Annotated in this window: 17 protein-coding genes and 1 pseudogene; 6 read left to right on the top strand and 12 right to left on the bottom strand. The window is 40.3% G+C overall.

Going from position 1 to position 16,299, the window contains the following annotated elements; genetic code table 11:
- The first annotated feature begins 200 nt into the window (after nucleotides 1–200).
- The gene (gene gorA, locus L6410_RS03015; protein ID WP_237395939.1) at nucleotides 201–1,550 is read left to right on the top strand and encodes a glutathione-disulfide reductase; all 1,350 of its coding nucleotides are present in this window, start codon (nucleotides 201–203) and stop codon (nucleotides 1,548–1,550) included.
- 48 nt (nucleotides 1,551–1,598) lie between these two features.
- On the opposite strand, the gene L6410_RS03010 is transcribed toward gorA, so the two are convergent.
- Complete coding sequence (locus L6410_RS03010; protein ID WP_237395936.1) at nucleotides 1,599–2,336, bottom strand: cyclase family protein; 738 nt, start codon at nucleotides 2,334–2,336, stop codon at nucleotides 1,599–1,601.
- 202 nt (nucleotides 2,337–2,538) lie between these two features.
- Between L6410_RS03010 and L6410_RS03005 the strand changes: the two genes are divergently transcribed.
- Complete coding sequence (locus L6410_RS03005; protein WP_172055378.1) at nucleotides 2,539–3,078, top strand: biotin transporter BioY; 540 nt, start codon at nucleotides 2,539–2,541, stop codon at nucleotides 3,076–3,078.
- A gap of 11 nt (nucleotides 3,079–3,089) precedes the next feature.
- Here L6410_RS03005 and L6410_RS03000 read toward each other — a convergent pair whose 3' ends face one another.
- A complete protein-coding gene (locus L6410_RS03000) occupies nucleotides 3,090–3,305 on the bottom strand; it encodes a YdbC family protein (protein WP_024391204.1) in 216 nt (71 codons plus the stop codon).
- Between the two features lie 92 nt (nucleotides 3,306–3,397).
- Between L6410_RS03000 and L6410_RS02995 the strand changes: the two genes are divergently transcribed.
- The gene (locus L6410_RS02995; protein WP_172055376.1) at nucleotides 3,398–3,754 is read left to right on the top strand and encodes a hypothetical protein; all 357 of its coding nucleotides are present in this window, start codon (nucleotides 3,398–3,400) and stop codon (nucleotides 3,752–3,754) included.
- 203 nt (nucleotides 3,755–3,957) lie between these two features.
- Here L6410_RS02995 and L6410_RS02990 read toward each other — a convergent pair whose 3' ends face one another.
- Together L6410_RS02990 and L6410_RS02985 are read right to left on the bottom strand one after the other, a co-directional pair.
- Complete coding sequence (locus L6410_RS02990) at nucleotides 3,958–5,244, bottom strand: peptidase U32 family protein (protein WP_024391202.1); 1,287 nt, start codon at nucleotides 5,242–5,244, stop codon at nucleotides 3,958–3,960.
- Between the two features lie 111 nt (nucleotides 5,245–5,355).
- Nucleotides 5,356–6,285 carry a peptidase U32 family protein gene (locus L6410_RS02985; RefSeq protein ID WP_237395934.1) on the bottom strand — a complete coding sequence of 310 codons (930 nt, stop codon included), beginning with the start codon at nucleotides 6,283–6,285 and terminating at the stop codon, nucleotides 5,356–5,358.
- A 159-nt stretch (nucleotides 6,286–6,444) separates the two neighbouring features.
- On the opposite strand from L6410_RS02985, the gene L6410_RS02980 reads away from it, so the two are divergent.
- A complete protein-coding gene (locus tag L6410_RS02980) occupies nucleotides 6,445–6,762 on the top strand; it encodes a DUF3270 domain-containing protein (RefSeq protein WP_172040910.1) in 318 nt (105 codons plus the stop codon).
- A gap of 12 nt (nucleotides 6,763–6,774) precedes the next feature.
- Here the strand turns inward: L6410_RS02980 and nmlR are convergent, their stop codons facing one another.
- From nmlR to L6410_RS02965, 3 genes and pseudogenes are all read right to left on the bottom strand, one after another.
- Entirely contained in the window at nucleotides 6,775–7,185 is a 411-nt protein-coding gene (gene nmlR / locus L6410_RS02975; RefSeq protein ID WP_237395933.1) for a stress response transcriptional regulator NmlR, read from the bottom strand.
- An 88-nt stretch (nucleotides 7,186–7,273) separates the two neighbouring features.
- Nucleotides 7,274–7,737, bottom strand: a pseudogene (locus L6410_RS02970) (phage tail protein).
- A 233-nt stretch (nucleotides 7,738–7,970) separates the two neighbouring features.
- The gene (locus L6410_RS02965) at nucleotides 7,971–8,906 is read right to left on the bottom strand and encodes a manganese-dependent inorganic pyrophosphatase (RefSeq protein WP_222367375.1); all 936 of its coding nucleotides are present in this window, start codon (nucleotides 8,904–8,906) and stop codon (nucleotides 7,971–7,973) included.
- 136 nt (nucleotides 8,907–9,042) lie between these two features.
- Between L6410_RS02965 and L6410_RS02960 the strand changes: the two genes are divergently transcribed.
- The gene (locus L6410_RS02960; protein WP_105126172.1) at nucleotides 9,043–10,740 is read left to right on the top strand and encodes a M3 family oligoendopeptidase; all 1,698 of its coding nucleotides are present in this window, start codon (nucleotides 9,043–9,045) and stop codon (nucleotides 10,738–10,740) included.
- Between the two features lie 29 nt (nucleotides 10,741–10,769).
- Here L6410_RS02960 and L6410_RS02955 read toward each other — a convergent pair whose 3' ends face one another.
- Nucleotides 10,770–11,117, bottom strand: coding sequence for a winged helix-turn-helix transcriptional regulator (locus tag L6410_RS02955; protein ID WP_105126779.1), 348 nt, complete (start codon nucleotides 11,115–11,117; stop codon nucleotides 10,770–10,772).
- A gap of 142 nt (nucleotides 11,118–11,259) precedes the next feature.
- On the opposite strand from L6410_RS02955, the gene L6410_RS02950 reads away from it, so the two are divergent.
- Entirely contained in the window at nucleotides 11,260–12,102 is an 843-nt protein-coding gene (locus tag L6410_RS02950) for a VOC family protein (protein WP_237395931.1), read from the top strand.
- Between the two features lie 35 nt (nucleotides 12,103–12,137).
- On the opposite strand, the gene L6410_RS02945 is transcribed toward L6410_RS02950, so the two are convergent.
- The 4 genes from L6410_RS02945 to L6410_RS02930 form a co-directional block, all read right to left on the bottom strand.
- The gene (locus L6410_RS02945) at nucleotides 12,138–13,280 is read right to left on the bottom strand and encodes a glycoside hydrolase family 3 protein (protein ID WP_237395929.1); all 1,143 of its coding nucleotides are present in this window, start codon (nucleotides 13,278–13,280) and stop codon (nucleotides 12,138–12,140) included.
- Nucleotides 13,281–13,300: 20 nt separating this feature from the next.
- Complete coding sequence (gene pflA, locus L6410_RS02940) at nucleotides 13,301–14,092, bottom strand: pyruvate formate-lyase-activating protein (protein WP_024391193.1); 792 nt, start codon at nucleotides 14,090–14,092, stop codon at nucleotides 13,301–13,303.
- A 54-nt stretch (nucleotides 14,093–14,146) separates the two neighbouring features.
- The gene (locus L6410_RS02935) at nucleotides 14,147–14,749 is read right to left on the bottom strand and encodes a dihydrofolate reductase family protein (RefSeq protein ID WP_237395927.1); all 603 of its coding nucleotides are present in this window, start codon (nucleotides 14,747–14,749) and stop codon (nucleotides 14,147–14,149) included.
- Between the two features lie 110 nt (nucleotides 14,750–14,859).
- Entirely contained in the window at nucleotides 14,860–16,197 is a 1,338-nt protein-coding gene (locus tag L6410_RS02930; RefSeq protein WP_172024943.1) for a hemolysin family protein, read from the bottom strand.
- Between the last annotated feature and the right edge of the window lie 102 nt (nucleotides 16,198–16,299).

Below are 16,299 nucleotides of genomic sequence, written 5' to 3'. Positions count from 1 at the left end.
GTGAAAAACATACTTATTTTGTGTTGAATATATAATACACCAATACATCGATTTATGCAAGTGTTTTCCTAATTATTTTACAAAAAAAATGAGGATAAGCCCACTTACACTTTTGTAAGAAATCCGTAGCGGATTTTTGATTGACACTCACAAAAACGTTACAATGAATGTAGTAAAACAATTGAGTTAGGAGGATATTCATGAAAGAATTCGATATTATTTCTATTGGTGGAGGTAGCGGAGGTATTGCAACAATGAACCGTGCTGCAATGTATGGTGCCAAGGCTGCAGTCATTGAGGCTGGTTACCTAGGAGGTACCTGTGTCAATCTTGGCTGTGTCCCTAAAAAGATTATGTGGTACGGATCTCAAATAGCAGAGGCCATTCAAGACTATGGCCCAGAATATGGCTTTACTAGTCAAGAAGTCACCTTTGATTTTTCTACCTTACGAAAAAATCGTGAGGCCTATATTGAACGTTCACGCGCTTCCTATAGAAACACCTTTAACAATAACGGAGTCGAAGTCATCCAAGGCTTTGCCCATTTCATAGACCATCAAACCGTAGAAGTAAACGGTGAACTGATTCGTGCCAAACACATTGTCATTGCTACTGGTGCCAAACCTGCAGTGCCATCTATCCCTGGTAGTGAGCTAGGAATTGTTTCCGATGATGTATTCGCTTGGGAAGAATTACCATCTTCCGTAGCGGTATTAGGAGCTGGTTACATTGCGGTTGAAATGGCTGGACTCCTTCATGGACTAGGTGTTCAAACAGACCTCTTTGTTCGAGGAAACCGACCGCTTCGGAGTTTTGATACCTATATTGTCGAGGCATTAATGGATGAAATGAAACGGACAAATCTCCCCCTCCATACTGGAAAAACACCAATTAGACTTGAAAAAACACAGGATGGTCACATCCAAATTCATTTTGAAGACGGTAGTAGCCATGTTGCTCAGCAAGTTCTCTGGGCTATCGGTCGTAAACCAAATGTAGATAAGCTCAATCTTGAAGCAACCGGTGTTCAACTCACTCCATCTGGCCATATTGCAGTCAATGAATTTCAGGAGACTGGTATTTCCGGCATTTATGCCCTCGGTGATGTAACTGGTGAAAAAGAATTGACACCTGTAGCCATCAAGGCCGGTCGCCTTCTGGCAGAACGTCTGTTTAATAATAAACCAACTGCTAAGATGGATTACAATACTATTCCAACCGTTGTCTTTTCTCATCCAGCAATCGGAACAGTTGGTCTAACTGAAGACGAAGCAATTTCTCAATACGGAAAAGATAATGTAAAAGTTTATACATCAGCCTTTACCTCTATGTACACTGCCCTAGAAAATCATCGACAAATGGCGAAATTCAAATTAGTAACCGCTGGAGAAAACGAGCAGGTTGTTGGTTTACATGGTATCGGATATGGTGTTGATGAAATGATTCAAGGGTTTGCAGTGGCTATCAAAATGGGGGCTACAAAAGAAGATTTCGATGCTGTTGTTGCAATTCACCCGACAGGATCAGAAGAATTTGTTACCATGCGTTAATGCAAAAAATCCAGACATGGAAGATTTGATCCGCGTCTGGATTTTTTCTTAAGGTAAAATAGCTACAGCACGCACTGGTGAACCAGATGCTTTCTCCCAATGCGGAAAGGCAATTGAAATCAAGGCACCTGAGGCCGGCACCTGATCAAGGTTAGTCAGCACTTCCAATTGGTAAATATCTTTGGACAAGAGGTAGTATTCCTCCACTAGATTTCCATTATTTTTAGCAGCTAAAGCACCTGAGTCCGTATCTAATGTTTCATGCCCCACTGCTTTCACATGACGCTCCTCAATCAGATATTCCAAAGCTTCGTGACTCCAACCTGGTGTGTGTTGAATACCCTGTTCATCTAAGTTTCGAATTGCGTCTTGGCTAGGCCAACGTTTTGACCAGTCGGAACGAAAAGCAACAAATGAATCTGGTGCAATAGCGCCATAGATAGCCTCAAAGTCTAAGATATCTTGTTTCGTAATCTCATAATCATGATTAGCTGCCACCGCATCCGACTTATCAATGACATAAAGAGGGAGTAGGAAATCTTTCAAATCAATTTCATCAAGATAACGGGCACCTTCAACAAAATGAACTGGAGCATCAATGTGCGTTCCATATTGACCGACTACTGTAAATTGCTGAACAAAGAATCCGCCTTTATGTGAAAAAATTGGTCTTTTTTCTAAAGCTGGCAGAGCTGGAAAATGTGGACTTGCTTCATCAATCTGATGAGTAAGATCAACCCACTTTTTTGACTTTAGGGTACGATAAATATCAAGTAATTCGGTCATAAGGAATCTCGCTTTCTTTTTTAGAATTGTAACATAACAAAAAGCAAAACAATATCAATAAATATGTTTTTACTTATATTAATTTTGTATACTTAGATATAAAAAAACCTATATTGCTGTTACAGCCGATGAAATTCCATTGACTTTCTTTTAGATTCTCACTATAATTTTGTTAACCATAAAAAATAAAGGGGATAACAAAATGGCCAGAACATCAACAAAATCACTTGTTTATATCGCTATCGGAACAGCTTTGATTGCTGCACTTTCGCAAATTAGCTTATCTATTGGCCCAGTTCCATTTACTCTCCAGACATTAGCTGTTGGCTTGGTTGCTTGTCTTTACAAACCTAAAGATGCCCTTGCTAGCGTTGGGTTATATCTAGTACTTGGTGCTATTGGTTTTCCTGTTTTTGCTGGTTTTTCTGGTGGATTTGCTGCACTGGTGGGTCCAACAGCTGGATTCCTCTGGGGCTTCCTACTTTTTGCAGGATTAACCTCAATAGCTACCAGGGCAAATTCATCCTCTGTAATTGTATTCCTAGCTTGTTTATTTGGATCTGTAGCATGCTTTTTACCTGGAGTACTTATTTTTAAAATAGTATCTGGTGCTACTTGGTCTGACACCATTGCTTGGACTGTCCTTCCATTTATTCTTCCAGATTTAGCAAAAATTACACTGGTAACCGTCTGTCATCGCTTATTACAACCAATCACAAAAAATGAAGCCTTCTTCGCGTAGGCTTCATTCGTTTATTTATTGGCAAATGCGTCTAGAAGAACCTGGAATTCTTCATTGCTTAGAGTAATCCCTTTTCCCATCTTGCTATGGTCTGGACTCCAAGTCCGAATATCGTATTTTGCAGGTGCACCATTAAAAGATACACGATTCAACTCTTTGGTCCATCCCTTTTCGTTTTCAGATAGGACCAATAATTTTTCTTCAATTTCAAAAGTAAATGTTGCCATTTGTGACCTCCTTCAATCATCTATTCGAAAAAACTTGTCAATTTTAAAAAAATTGGATAATATGATTATATCAAGTTTGAAAGGATTATGCCATGAAGAGATTTATCGAAGTCATTTTGGAACATGCCTCTATCTTTTTAGGCAATAGCAAAGCTTCTATAGCTATTGAACCAGATAGCAAGGAAAAAATAAAAAATATGATAGAACTTGCCTTGTACAAGAATGCTTCTATCCATGTCATCTACGGGAACCGCAGTTTTACTGGAGACATCGTCAAATACGATACGGTACGCCAACGGATTATTATGAAAAATTTCAAGCGTCAGGTAACCAGCATTATAAAACTAGAAGACATCCAGAAAATTACTCTTGTTCCAGAAAGTGTAAAAACATCACAGCAACAAGAGAATAAAACTGAGCAACATACCGGAAATAGAAAAAACGCATAAAATCATGCAGGAAAACGTTGATGATATGCGTTTTTTTGTTGATTTATCTCATGCTCGATGAACATAAAAAGTAGAGAATAGGTTATTTTGATGAACTCTCCCATTCCCACTAGTCAATGATTCTGACAGGAATCCACAACGATGCTCGACGGACACACCCTAAATATCCAAACTGGAATGGTTGTGAATCTTTTTTGAATGATTTATGCTCTAATAGTTAATGACTGACCATCTTCTTGATAAAGATTGATCAAACCTGATTTGCAAGCTCGAATCATGTCACCAGGATAGATTTCACGGTCTAGTTTAATGGTCAATAATTCCATTGGTTTATTGGCACGGTCGATTTTATCACCATTTGAATCATGCAGATCTTGAATCGTTGATTCAAAATGTCTGAAGCCAGGTCCATAAAATTCTACCTGGTCACCTTCATTGATCACATTACGTTGACGAATAGTTGCAGTCATAGTATCCTTATCAAACGCAACGACTTCACCAATAAACTTATACTCTGGAATTTTACGACGAGCTCCAAAGAGTTGCTCATTTTCACTTGGTGGACTGTAGTAAAATCCAGTCGCCAATTCACGCTGTGCAACCTTCCACATCTCATCAATCAAGTCTTGTTTGATGGCTTCGAATTTCTCTGGACTTTCTAGGTAAGCATCAACTGCTGCTTTATAGCAGTTTGTAACAGTTGATACATAATGAACTGATTTCATTCGGCCTTCAATCTTCAAGCTATCGACACCATTTTCAATCATATCTGGGATATGGTCTATCATACACATATCCACCGCAGACATGGAGAACTCCTCTGGTATTTCGCCCTTAATCGAACGACGTTCTTCACCAAATGGTAAGTCGTAGAGATTGTATTTCCAACGACATGACTGAGAACACCCACCACGGTTTGCATCTCGCTTGCTCATGTGGTTAGATAGGACACAACGGCCTGAATAAGAAATACACATGGCACCATGGACAAAGGCTTCGATTTCAACATCTGTACGTTTGCGAATTTCCGCTACTTCTTCCATTGTTACCTCGCGAGCCAAAACAACGCGGGTCAATCCCAACTCTTTCCAGAACTCAAAGGTTTCGTAGTTGGTCGACGAAGCTTGGGTAGACAAATGAATTTCAAGACCCGGTGCCTCTGTTGCACAGATCACGATGAGGGCGGGGTCAGATACAATGACAGCATCCAAGCCCATATCCCGCAATTCACGGAACCAAGCTCCTGCACCTGCTTCATTTCCTTCATGAGTTACCATGTTGGCAGCCACATAAACCTTGGCTCCACGAGCATGGGCATATTCAATCCCTTCCCGCATCTGTTCCATACTAAAGTTTCCAGCGCGGCTCCTCAAACCGTAAGCTTGACCGCCAACGAAAACAGCATCAGCACCATAATCAATGGCTACCTTCAATTTTTCCAAAGTCCCAGCAGGTGACAAGACCTCAGGACGTTTCAGTGTTTTTGACATAATTAACTTCTTTCTATTAACGATGGTTTATGATTGAAAACCTGTGCAGAGATTAGATCTTCGCTTATTAGATCTATCAGTTCTGTTAGGATAGGAAATCAAATCTTAAATTTATTTGACTTTATTGCGATCAAATTCATAGAAACCAGTATCCAAACCCCGTTCAGCTGGATGGAGTTTGCGAACTTGCTCATCCAAAAGAAAGGCCTGATCGTAAGTAAAAGTTCCTTGCTCTAGCAACTCTTTCGCTTGAACAAATAATTTCGCGATTTCAACAAAGTTTTGACCCGGGCAAAAAATACCATCTAATTTCCAATTGCAATAACCATGTGAATAAAGTTCTGCCAACTTAGTCATCATATCAATATCATTGTTAATAAAAATATGAGTACCGTGTTTGTCCTCAAAAATAGAATAATGACTCTCTGGATCAGCAGGTTCTGCTAAAAACAAACCGCGTTGACGCGATAAATCAGTCTCATCAGCCTTTGTAAAATTATAATAATTTCGTAACAGAGTTCGTTTAGAATGGTGGATGACTGACGCACCATAAACCAATACCTCCGCTGGAATTTCCAAATTTTTAGAAATATCAAAAAGCTCTTCAGATGGAATTTCACGTGCCAAAACGGCTTCTACAGCTCCGTGATCTTTCCAAAAATTAATTTGACGACTAGAGGTAACGAAAACTGATGTATCATAGATTAGTTTAAAATTGTAGCCGTCTCGCTTGTTGATATAAAACAACCCTGCATCACCAACTACTAAGTAATCAACCTTTATCTCACGCATGAGCTCCATAAAAGGCTTGATATGATCCATCATATCCTGGTGCATCAATGCATTGGCGGCGACTGTTAATTCTTTACCCGCTCCATGTACAAGCTCTGCAATTTCCCTCAGTTCATCATATGAAAAATTTGTTGGAATACGAAGAGCGTTATTCTCTTCACCTACATAAATACGATCAACGCCTGCTACTAACAGTTCTTTGACCTGTTCAATACTTTCAGCTGTTGCTGTAATGGTAATTTTCTTCATAAAGATAATTATATCAAAAATGAAAATTTCTGATAACCAACTAGTTGATTTTAATATTCAGACTTTTCTAATTTGTTCCTTGTAATATTTTTGTAACATAAATGTCATAAAAATACAGTAATGTTATGGTATGCTTGATGGAGCAGTAAAGGAGACGATATGGCACAAAGACACTATCAGTCCCATGAATACCAGTACGAAGAGTATATCCCGAAAGAGAAACAAGCTACTTACCAAACTTATCAAGCAAGAAATACTAAGAATTATCGCGTTAAAGAGTTAGTATTTTTTGTCAATATTGTTTTGTTTAGCTTACTAACAGTGATTTCAAGCTATATTTACCTGTCTTTAGGTATGCCGGTTTTTGTCGCACTTACCTTAGCAAGTGTAACAGGCTTTATCGGGCTTCGTTTAATTCAGATTGGACTTAAAAAGAAATTTAGACCGAAACAGACACGTAAACAGAACAAAAAATAGTAGAGCGGAGGATTATTCCCCGCTCTTTTTGCTTGCCCTTCTCCCCTCATCAAACAATTCACTTTCATTTCCTCTTAGAATGGTTTGATAATTTTCAATTTTATAATCCAAACGGTCTAAAGCTTGCTGAATTTCCAACAATCGTGACCGCAATTCTTCCTGCTCTTCTTTTAGTAAATCGATCCGAGCTTCCACTGTACTATCTCCAGCCTGCACCAAGCCCATGTACTCAATCAAGCGCTCAATCGACATACCCGCAGTCCTAAAACAGCCAACAAATTCCAAGATGGCTATATCATTTTCCGCAAAGTCCCTCACTCCAGAAGATTTTCGTACAATTTTGGGAACAAGCCCAATCCGCTCATAGTAGCGAATGGTATCTGCCGATAGACCTGTCACTTGACAAACTTCTTTAATGTTCATATTCATCTTCCCTTAGTTTTGTATGTCTATTATATACCTTAAAGTCAAGTATGTGAGAAAAAATCTGGGTTTCCCCAGATTTACTACCCTATAAATAATCACCCTTGACAACAAAAAAGTGCCACGAATCTCGCCTGCTAGTTTAGAGCGTTGGCGGGCAAACTTGAATTTTCCTTCAAATTCTTTTGGTATTTCAATGCCGTCTGACAATTTGAAACCGACCGCTCGTTTGCCACCTTCTTCAAGCGTATAGAGGACATTAACTGCCAAGCCATTGTCATAAAAAACAAAAGACCAGAGTATGCCATCTACTTCAAGTTGGGCTACATTGAGTGGAGTATAAGGAAAAACCATGTCCCGTTCTGCCAAGACCTTCTCGATGAAGGGCAGGATTTCAGGTTTCTCATCAAGTGTGTATACCACATACTCTTGTTTATATTTGTTCCAGAAGTAGCGAGCTTCATTGGCTCGCAATCCTGCAAGAACATCTGCCACTGGACTTGCCTCTAAGCCTGTCGTCTCTACTTCTTTAAAATTTACTGTGTAAGCCATAATTATCCTTTCAATAAAGAAAGCACCCGAAGGTGCTCAGAACGTAGACAAACTCCTAAAAATATAAAAAATTGAAGAAGTTTGCGAAAGATAGCAAGTCATTAAACTCTTAGAAACATTGATATTTCAGCGTTTCTGAGATTTTTTTATTTTCAACATAAAGAAAAAAGATTGAAGAAAATTGTCCAAAATGGACTTTTTCTTCAATCTGAGCACCCGAAGGTGCTAGGTATTTACGCGTTAAACGCTTCTGTCAATTGTGGCACAACTTGTTTCTTCCGTGAAACGGCACCAGCAAGGAAGGCATGATTGTTTTCCAACTTGAAGTTGAAGGCTGCTTCTACCTTGTCCATGTTGCTACCGAGCGCAAGGATTTCAGAGTTTGAGTTAACGATGTCTGTAATCATCAAAACAAAGTCAGAGTAGCCATTTACTGCTGATGCTGCTGTCATAGCTGCTTCGATTTCTGCTTGGCGTTCCAAGACTTCTGCAATATCAACGGTATTGACTTGGGCTACACGCACGTCATTTCCGTTCAAACCAAAGGTTTTTGCATCGATATCAATCAATTCTTCTGCTGACTTGCTAGCAAGGTTGGTACCAGCTTTCAAGAGTGCCAAGCCGTATTCTTCCAAGCTCACTCCAGCAATTTCCGCCAATTCAGCTGCTACTTGTGGATCTGTTGCATGAGTGGTTGGCGATTTAAGCAAGAGGGTATCTGAAATCAAACCTGATAGAAGAAGTCCAGCTACTTCTTTTGGAGGTGTTACTCCGTTTTCTTTAAAGGCACGGTAAACGATTGATGATGCTGAACCTACTGGCTCCAAACGCATATATAATGGATTTGCAGTTTCAAAGTTTGCGACACGGTGGTGGTCAATAACAGCTGCTACTTCCACTTCCTTGATGTCTGCGATCGATTGTTGGAATTCATTATGGTCTGTCAAGATGACTTGGTTGACACCTTCTGCCTTAGCAGACTCAACCACGCGTGGTGCAGTAACTCCAAAATACTCAAGCGCAAAAGCAGTTTCTTCATTTGGTGTTCCTAATGCTACAGCTTCCGCATCACGACCAAACACTTCACGCTCCAAATGAGCCCAACCGTATGATGATGCAATAGCATCTGTATCAGGATTTTGGTGACCAAAAACTAAAAATTTAGACATGTCTACAACCTCATTTTCTAATAATCTTCTACATTTTACCATAAATAGAAAGACTTGTGAACATGGACGGGTCGGGATTTGCCAAACGTTTTCAAAAAGAGTAAGATAGAAGGTAGCAATGCAAAAGGAGAACTATATGAAATTTTCTGAATATACCTATGTCCGTCCAGATTATGAAGCTATCAAGGCTCAGTTTTCTGACCTAACAGACCAGTTGGCTCAAGCAAGTGACTTGGAAACAACTCGCACACTTGTGGCAGCCGTTACAAAATTAGTCAGCTTCATCGATACACAGTACAATCTTTGGATGATTCGTCACACCATTGACATGAATGATGAGTTTTACAACGAAGAAACTAAATTTTGGAACGAGTATTATCCTTTATTTGAAGAATTGACAACCAACTACTATCGTGTCATTGTCCAAACACCGTACAAGGTTGAATTGGCAGATATTTTACCTGAAACTTTCTTCATGCAGGCAGAGAACAATCTCAAGACTTTCTCATCTGATGTGATTCCCTTGTTCCAAAAGGAAAACGAATTGACCGATGAATACAGCAAATTGATTGCTGGTGCAGAGATTGATTTCCAAGGTCAGACCTACAACCTGGCACAAATGGGGCCATTCGGTCAATCAACCGACCGCGAGGTCCGCAAGGCTGCTTCTGCTGCTACAACTGCCTTCTTTGAAAGCAAGGAAGCAGATTTCGACCGCGTCTACGATGAATTAGTAAAAGTCCGCACGGAAATCGCCCACAAACTTGGCTTCAAGGACTATGTGGAATACGGCTACCTAAAGATGAACCGTTTTGATTACAATCGTGATATGGTCAAGGTATACCGTGAAGAAATCCTAAAACATATCGTACCAATTGTCCAAGATCTTCGTCAACGCCAAGCCAATCGCTTGCAAGTTCCAAGCCTCAAGCACTACGACCTCAACCTTGAGTTCTTGGACGGAAATGCTGTTCCTCAAGGTGATCCTGACTTTATCGTCAGTCAAGCCCAAGACATGTACCGCGAATTATCCGCAGAAACAGGCGAGTTCTTCGATTTCATGATTGAGCATGAACTCTTGGACTTGGTCGCAAAACCAGGCAAAAACAGCGGTGGCTACTGTACCTATATCCCTGACTTCAAGAGCCCATTCATCTTCTCTAACTTCAATGGAACCAGCGGTGATATTGATGTTTTGACCCACGAAGCAGGTCATGCTTTCCAAGTCTATCGTTCCCGTTGGATCCAAAGTCCAGAAGTTGTCTGGCCAACCTATGAAACCTGTGAAATCCACTCCATGTCTATGGAATTTATGACTTGGCCGTGGATGGACCGTTTCTTCAAGGAACAAGTCGATAAATATAAATTTACCCACTTGGCAAGTGCTCTACTCTTCTTGCCTTACGGTGTCTTGGTGGACCACTTCCAGCACGAAGTCTATGAACATCCAGAAATGACACCAGCAGAACGTAAGGCAACTTGGAAAAAACTCCAAGACCTCTACTTGCCAGACCGTGACTATTCCGAGTCAGAAGCCCTCAACCGTGGTATCTTCTGGTATCGTCAAGGTCACATCTTTGCTAGCCCATTCTACTACATCGACTACACCTTGGCCCAAGTCTGTGCCCTCCAATTCTGGAAACGTACGCAGGTAGACCATGACGAAACTGCTTGGGAAGACTACATCCGCATCTGTGATTTGGGTGGTACCAAGTCCTTCTTGCAAGTGGTTGAAGCTGCAAACCTCCAATCACCGTTCAAAGAAGGTGCCCTCGAAAGCACCGCCAAAGCTGCGGCCGATTGGTTAAATGCAGTTAAGGATGATGAACTATAAAACGCAAAAATCTGAATGAATCAAGTGACTCATTCAGATTTTTTTGATTTGACAAAGTTGATGTATTTATCCCCAAAAGTTTCAATTTGCTCCAAGACCAACTTAAATTCCTGCCCAATTTCACTCAGTTTATATTCAACTTTTGGCGGTACCTGGGCATATACTTTGCGCGTAATCAAGCCATCTTCTTCCAATTGGCGCAACTGCTTGGTCAAAGTTGCCTGAGAAATTCCATCCAATCTACGATGCAATTCATTAAATCGAATCGGTCCGTCCTCAATATGATGCAATAGCAAAATATTCCATTTCCCTGACAACACTGTCTGCGTTGCCAAGTAAGGACAGGCATAAACATTTTTTGTATGATAATCAGGCATCAAACTCCTCCTTCTTTTCCTTGAATCGCCACATTACTTTAGAAAAAGATAGTGACTATTCAAAAAATACCTACTTGTATTTTGAACTGTATTTGCTACAATCATACCATAAAAGAGTAGAATAAGAAAGCAAGGTATTCCTATGTACAATTCCCAATTCGAACTGGGCCATGTGGCCCTCAATGTCCGCGATTTAGAACTCCAAAGCTTGTTTTACCAACAAGTCTTGGGACTGCAAGTCCTCTTCCAAAGCCCTAAACAGATTGACCTTGGCGTTGGAAAAAACACCCTTGTCCGCCTGATTCAGACAGAACAGAAAGACGAAGTCCACCGCAGCTACGGACTCTATCACTTGGCCATTGTCCTACCTAGCCGCGAGGACCTTGGTACCATTTTCCGCCACTTTATCGACAATAAGATTCCCCTCCAAGGCGCCAGCGACCACGGTTACAGCGAAGCCATTTACCTAGCCGACACCGAAGGCAATGGCATTGAGATTTACCGCGATCTGCCTCAAGACACTTGGGATGTCCGCCCAGACGGCCGCATCGTCGGCATTACTGAGCCTATGGATGCTGAAACGATCTATGCTTTAGGGAAAAAAGCTGACGCAGCCTATCAGATGCCAACTGGTAGTCGCATGGGCCATGTCCATCTATCTGTCCGAGAAAGCGCAGCTTCTAGCCGATTTTACCAAGAGGTCCTAGCTATCGAGGATAAATTCTCCGTTCCATCTGCATCCTGGTTAGCCTCAGGCGATTATCACCACCACCTAGCTGTCAATGAATGGGGTGGCAAAAATCTGAAAACCAGACAAGAAGGCATGCCAGGACTTGCCTACTATTCGCTTATCTATTCCAATCCAGAAGCTTTTGAAGCAACCTTAAATCGTGCCATTGCTACAAACCTAAACCTTCAAAGACTAGACAATAGCGCAGCCTTTGTTGATGTGGATGGTATTAAAACGAAGCTTGTTTTAGATTAATACGAAAAAGGAAGTATCTAGCACTTCCTTTTTCGTTATTTGATTAAACCGAGATCATATTTCATTCCCAAAATCCGTTTGACGGATTGGTCAAGCCGTTCCTCTGTAATAGTTCCAGCCTTTACTTGTTCGATAATATAAGGAATTTGACTGGCATAACTTGAAGACAATATCATATCAGTCCCAGCTTGAATGGTCTGCAGGGCACCTGTATCTTGATCTACAAATTGGACCAAGCCTTGCATATCAAAATCATCCGTCATAATGACACCCTCAAAACCAAGCTCATTCCGAAGAATTTTATTGATTTCAGGTGAAACGGAAGATGGAACAGCATCAATGGCAGGTACGATATTGTGGCTAACCATGATGGAGTCTGCACCTGCCTCAATACCAGCTTTAAAAGGAAGAAAATCATTGGCCCGCAATTCTTCTAAACTTCGATTGTCATAGACCAAATCCGTATGCGAATCCGCATTATCCCCATAACCCGGGAAATGCTTCAGGGTCGAAGCAAATTGTTCCTCTTTCAATAATGTAACCAATTGACCAATATAGTCTGAAGTGGTTTTCGCATCCTGTCCAATGGTCCTATCGTAGATAAAAGAGGATGGATCAGTGGATAAATCTGCAACAGGGAAGAAGCCTGCGTAGATTCCCTCTCCTTTTAAAAGACTGGTCTTCTGTTTGGCATCCGACAAAATCGCCTCAATGCCGCCAGCTTGGTACAATTCCAAAGGCGATGCAAAAGGTGTTTCCAGAAGTTGACTAATCCTCGTTACCGTCCCACCTTCCTCATCTGAAGCCATTAATAGCGGCACTTTTGAAAGTGATTGATAAGAAGCAATCTCTTCTTTAACTTGCTCCAGTGTCTTACCTTCAAAATCACTTGCAAATAAGATATAGCCTCCAAAATGATAGGTTTCCAATGCCTCAGCTTGTCCTGCAGATGGCATCCGAGCAAAAATCATCTGTCCAACCTTTTCTTCTAAGGTCATCTGATCTAGATAATTTGCAATCACTTTGTCCCTAGCAGATATTTCTTGGCTAGATGACGTCGTTGTAACCTTTGTCTGCTCTTGCTCTGTCCTATCCCCTAGGAAAAACAGACCCAATAAAATCCCTACAAATAAGAGAAAAGTTAAGCCCGTCCCTATAATACTAAATCTTTTTCTCATAATCTCCTACTTTATCAATATTATCCCTTAATTCGATTCAGATATTCTTGATACGTTTCAGTCTCCATCAAGGCTTTAGCATTTTCCACTCTAGCTCGTGTTGGAGGTTTTGTTCCCTCAAGTGGATATGGACGGCCAAGTTCACGCCACTTAAATTCACCAAGATTGTGGTATGGCAATACCTCAAAACGTTCTACATTGTTTAAAGTTTTGACAAATTTACCAAGCTCAATCAAATCTTCATCTCGATCAGTTAAATTTGGCACCAAAACGTGACGAATCCAAACAGGTTTTCCAATGTCGGATAAATAACGAGCGCATTCCAAAATGGTTTTATTACTGTGTCCAGTCACAACTCGGTGTTGTTCAGGATTTATTTCCTTAATATCAAGAAGCACCAAATCCGTTACTTCCATGAGACGATTGTATTTTTCCAAATATCGCTCCGTTGAACGGAAGGTTAAGGCACAGGTATCCAAAGTGGTATGGATGCCTTTTTCCTTTGCAAGTGTGAATAAGGCAATCAAAAAATCAATCTGAATGGTAGCTTCACCACCAGAAACAGTTATTCCGCCTTCCTTTCCCCAAAACATACGAAAGCGAAGGGCCTCGTTTAACACATCCTCTGCCGTACGCTCCGTCGCAGCAGGGTTGACCAAATCCCATGTATCCGGATTGTGGCAATATTGGCAACGCATATGGCAACCTTGCATAAAGACAACAAAACGTACACCAGGACCATCAACGGAACCAAAACTTTCTGTTGAATGAACCAAACCAGTTACTTTACGATAATCAACCTCTGTCATAATCTTTTCCTCACAACTTTATGCCTCTAGTATAACACAAAAATGGAAACGCTTCTATTATAGACTATTTGCTTCATTCGACAACTCTCTATCTTTTCGTATCCGATATGTCAAGCCAAGCACTCCCGACTCCATTATTTGAGTGTCTACTAATTCAAGTTGCTCTTCTATCCCTTCAAACAATCGTAGGCCACTCCCAACAATGACTGGCGACACAGTCAATTTCAAAATATCTACTAGGTTTTCTTTCAGGAGAAATTTAGCCAGACGAGGGCTTCCTAAAACTAAAATATCTCTAGCATTCTCTGCTTTCAGCTCATGAATTTTTTCAGTAATCTGTTCATGAATCAATGTTGTATGATTCCAAGTAGTTTCCTGTAACGTTCTTGAACAAACAATTTTCTCAACAGCGTCTATCCAGGCAGCATGAGCACGTTCATGCTCACTTGCTTCCTCATTGTTCAACATATTTGGCCAATACTGGTACATCATCTCATAGGTTGCTCTTCCCCATAATATCGTATCTGCATTGGCAGTCACTTTTTGGGCAAACTGCTCAAGTTCTTCATTGTAGTGAACAAAACCAATATCCATAGCCCCATTTGGTCCCTCAACAATCCCATCCAAGGATGTGTGTAAAAAAACAACTAAATTTCTCATTCAATTTCCCTTTGTCTTTCATTTTCTGAAAATAAGTGTAACACATTTTCAAGACAATACTCAATGATAAGGTTGATCTTAGAAAAGAATAAAAAAAAGAAAGACCAAAACTAGTCCTTCTCTTCGTTCTCATCATCAAGTGGTGTGATGAGAATTTTCAATTTTGTTACACGGCCATTTTTCACTTTGTCATTGACCATCACAATGTGGAAACCATTGTTGTCTAATTCGTAGGCTTCTTTTTCATCCTGACTTGGAATGGTTCCAAGCCCTGTCAAGTAAAATCCTGCAATGGTATCAACATCATCACTACTCAAATCCAAATCAAAGTGCTCGTTGAAATCATTCAAGGTCATACTACCTTGGACAATGAACGTATTTTCCGCAATTTCACGCACAAAGATTTCTGTTTTGTCAGTTTCATCATCAATTTCCCCGACAATTTCTTCAAGCAGGTCTTCGAGGGTAACAATCCCTGATACGCCACCATACTCATCTAGTAAGATGGCCATTTGGTTTTGAGTATTTCGCAAAGACTTGAGCAAATCATCCACAAAAATCGTCTCAGGAACGAATAGTGGTTCCTGCATAATACGGCGAATCTTTAACTGATCGAATCCATTTGTGAAACTTTCAGCAAGAATTTTCTTGGTATGAATGAGGCCAATGATATTGTCTTTATCCCCTTCGTAAACAGGTATTCGAGAAAAATTTTGGCGAAGAATTTCTGGCATGATGACGTTAATATCATCTTCGATATCTACCATGAAAGCATCTGTACGCGGTACCATGACTTCACGAGCCATCATTTCATCTAAATTGAATATTCCTTGAAGCATTTCGATTTCTTCAGCATCTAAGGTTTGTTCGCTCTTGGTTAAGATATACTCAATCTCATCTCGAGTCATTTGCTCATCTGCATCATCGAAATTCATAGGCGTAATACGACTAATCAAGTTTGTCGCAGCTGATAACAACCAGACAAAAGGACTTACAATTTTCCCAAGAAAAATAATGACTGGTGCTGTGACAACTGCCAAGTTTTCTTTCATATTCATGGCAATTCGTTTCGGATACAATTCACCAAGAACAATAGATACAAATGTCAGCATCGCCAGAGCTAGCCAGTAACCAGCTGTCTGAGCAGTCGCAGAATTTCCCATCCATTTTGCAAAAACAGCCCCTAAATCATTGGCCAAGCTAGCACCAGAAAGGATTGAAATAAAGGTGATTCCGACCTGAATCGTAGATAAGAAATTGTTTGGATTTTCTAACACCGTCAAAAGACGAACAAACTTCTTTTCCCCTTCTGCAGCTTTTTGTTCAACTCTCGAACGATTAAGGGAAACTAGAGCCATTTCTGATGCTGAGAAAAAGGCATTGAACAAGGTCAATAAGAATAAAATAAATAGTTGTAAATAGATGGTCTGACTACCAGGGTCTTCCATGATGTTCTCCTATAATAAAATTTATAACATTTCAATTATACCATAAAATCTGAAATATACCATATATCTTGTTAGAAGAATCATCTTTTGCTGACATTTTTA

Source organism: Streptococcus parasuis, from assembly GCF_021654455.1.
Taxonomy (GTDB): Bacteria; Bacillota; Bacilli; order Lactobacillales; family Streptococcaceae; genus Streptococcus; species Streptococcus parasuis.
The sequence above is the reverse complement of the archived record's forward strand: the minus strand, read 5'-3'. Positions and strand labels throughout refer to the sequence as shown.

Bases quoted from the DNA above. Each gene is read 5' to 3' on its own strand.
- gorA (WP_237395939.1), top strand. From the start codon at position 201: ATGAAAGAATTCGATATTATTTCTATTGGTGGAGGTAGCGGAGGTATT.
- L6410_RS03010 (WP_237395936.1), bottom strand. From the start codon at position 2,336: ATGACCGAATTACTTGATATTTATCGTACCCTAAAGTCAAAAAAGTGG.
- L6410_RS03005 (WP_172055378.1), top strand. From the start codon at position 2,539: ATGGCCAGAACATCAACAAAATCACTTGTTTATATCGCTATCGGAACA.
- L6410_RS03000 (WP_024391204.1), bottom strand. From the start codon at position 3,305: ATGGCAACATTTACTTTTGAAATTGAAGAAAAATTATTGGTCCTATCT.
- L6410_RS02995 (WP_172055376.1), top strand. From the start codon at position 3,398: ATGAAGAGATTTATCGAAGTCATTTTGGAACATGCCTCTATCTTTTTA.
- L6410_RS02990 (WP_024391202.1), bottom strand. From the start codon at position 5,244: ATGTCAAAAACACTGAAACGTCCTGAGGTCTTGTCACCTGCTGGGACT.
- L6410_RS02985 (WP_237395934.1), bottom strand. From the start codon at position 6,285: ATGAAGAAAATTACCATTACAGCAACAGCTGAAAGTATTGAACAGGTC.
- L6410_RS02980 (WP_172040910.1), top strand. From the start codon at position 6,445: ATGGCACAAAGACACTATCAGTCCCATGAATACCAGTACGAAGAGTAT.
- nmlR (WP_237395933.1), bottom strand. From the start codon at position 7,185: ATGAACATTAAAGAAGTTTGTCAAGTGACAGGTCTATCGGCAGATACC.
- L6410_RS02965 (WP_222367375.1), bottom strand. From the start codon at position 8,906: ATGTCTAAATTTTTAGTTTTTGGTCACCAAAATCCTGATACAGATGCT.
- L6410_RS02960 (WP_105126172.1), top strand. From the start codon at position 9,043: ATGAAATTTTCTGAATATACCTATGTCCGTCCAGATTATGAAGCTATC.
- L6410_RS02955 (WP_105126779.1), bottom strand. From the start codon at position 11,117: ATGCCTGATTATCATACAAAAAATGTTTATGCCTGTCCTTACTTGGCA.
- L6410_RS02950 (WP_237395931.1), top strand. From the start codon at position 11,260: ATGTACAATTCCCAATTCGAACTGGGCCATGTGGCCCTCAATGTCCGC.
- L6410_RS02945 (WP_237395929.1), bottom strand. From the start codon at position 13,280: ATGAGAAAAAGATTTAGTATTATAGGGACGGGCTTAACTTTTCTCTTA.
- L6410_RS02935 (WP_237395927.1), bottom strand. From the start codon at position 14,749: ATGAGAAATTTAGTTGTTTTTTTACACACATCCTTGGATGGGATTGTT.
- L6410_RS02930 (WP_172024943.1), bottom strand. From the start codon at position 16,197: ATGGAAGACCCTGGTAGTCAGACCATCTATTTACAACTATTTATTTTA.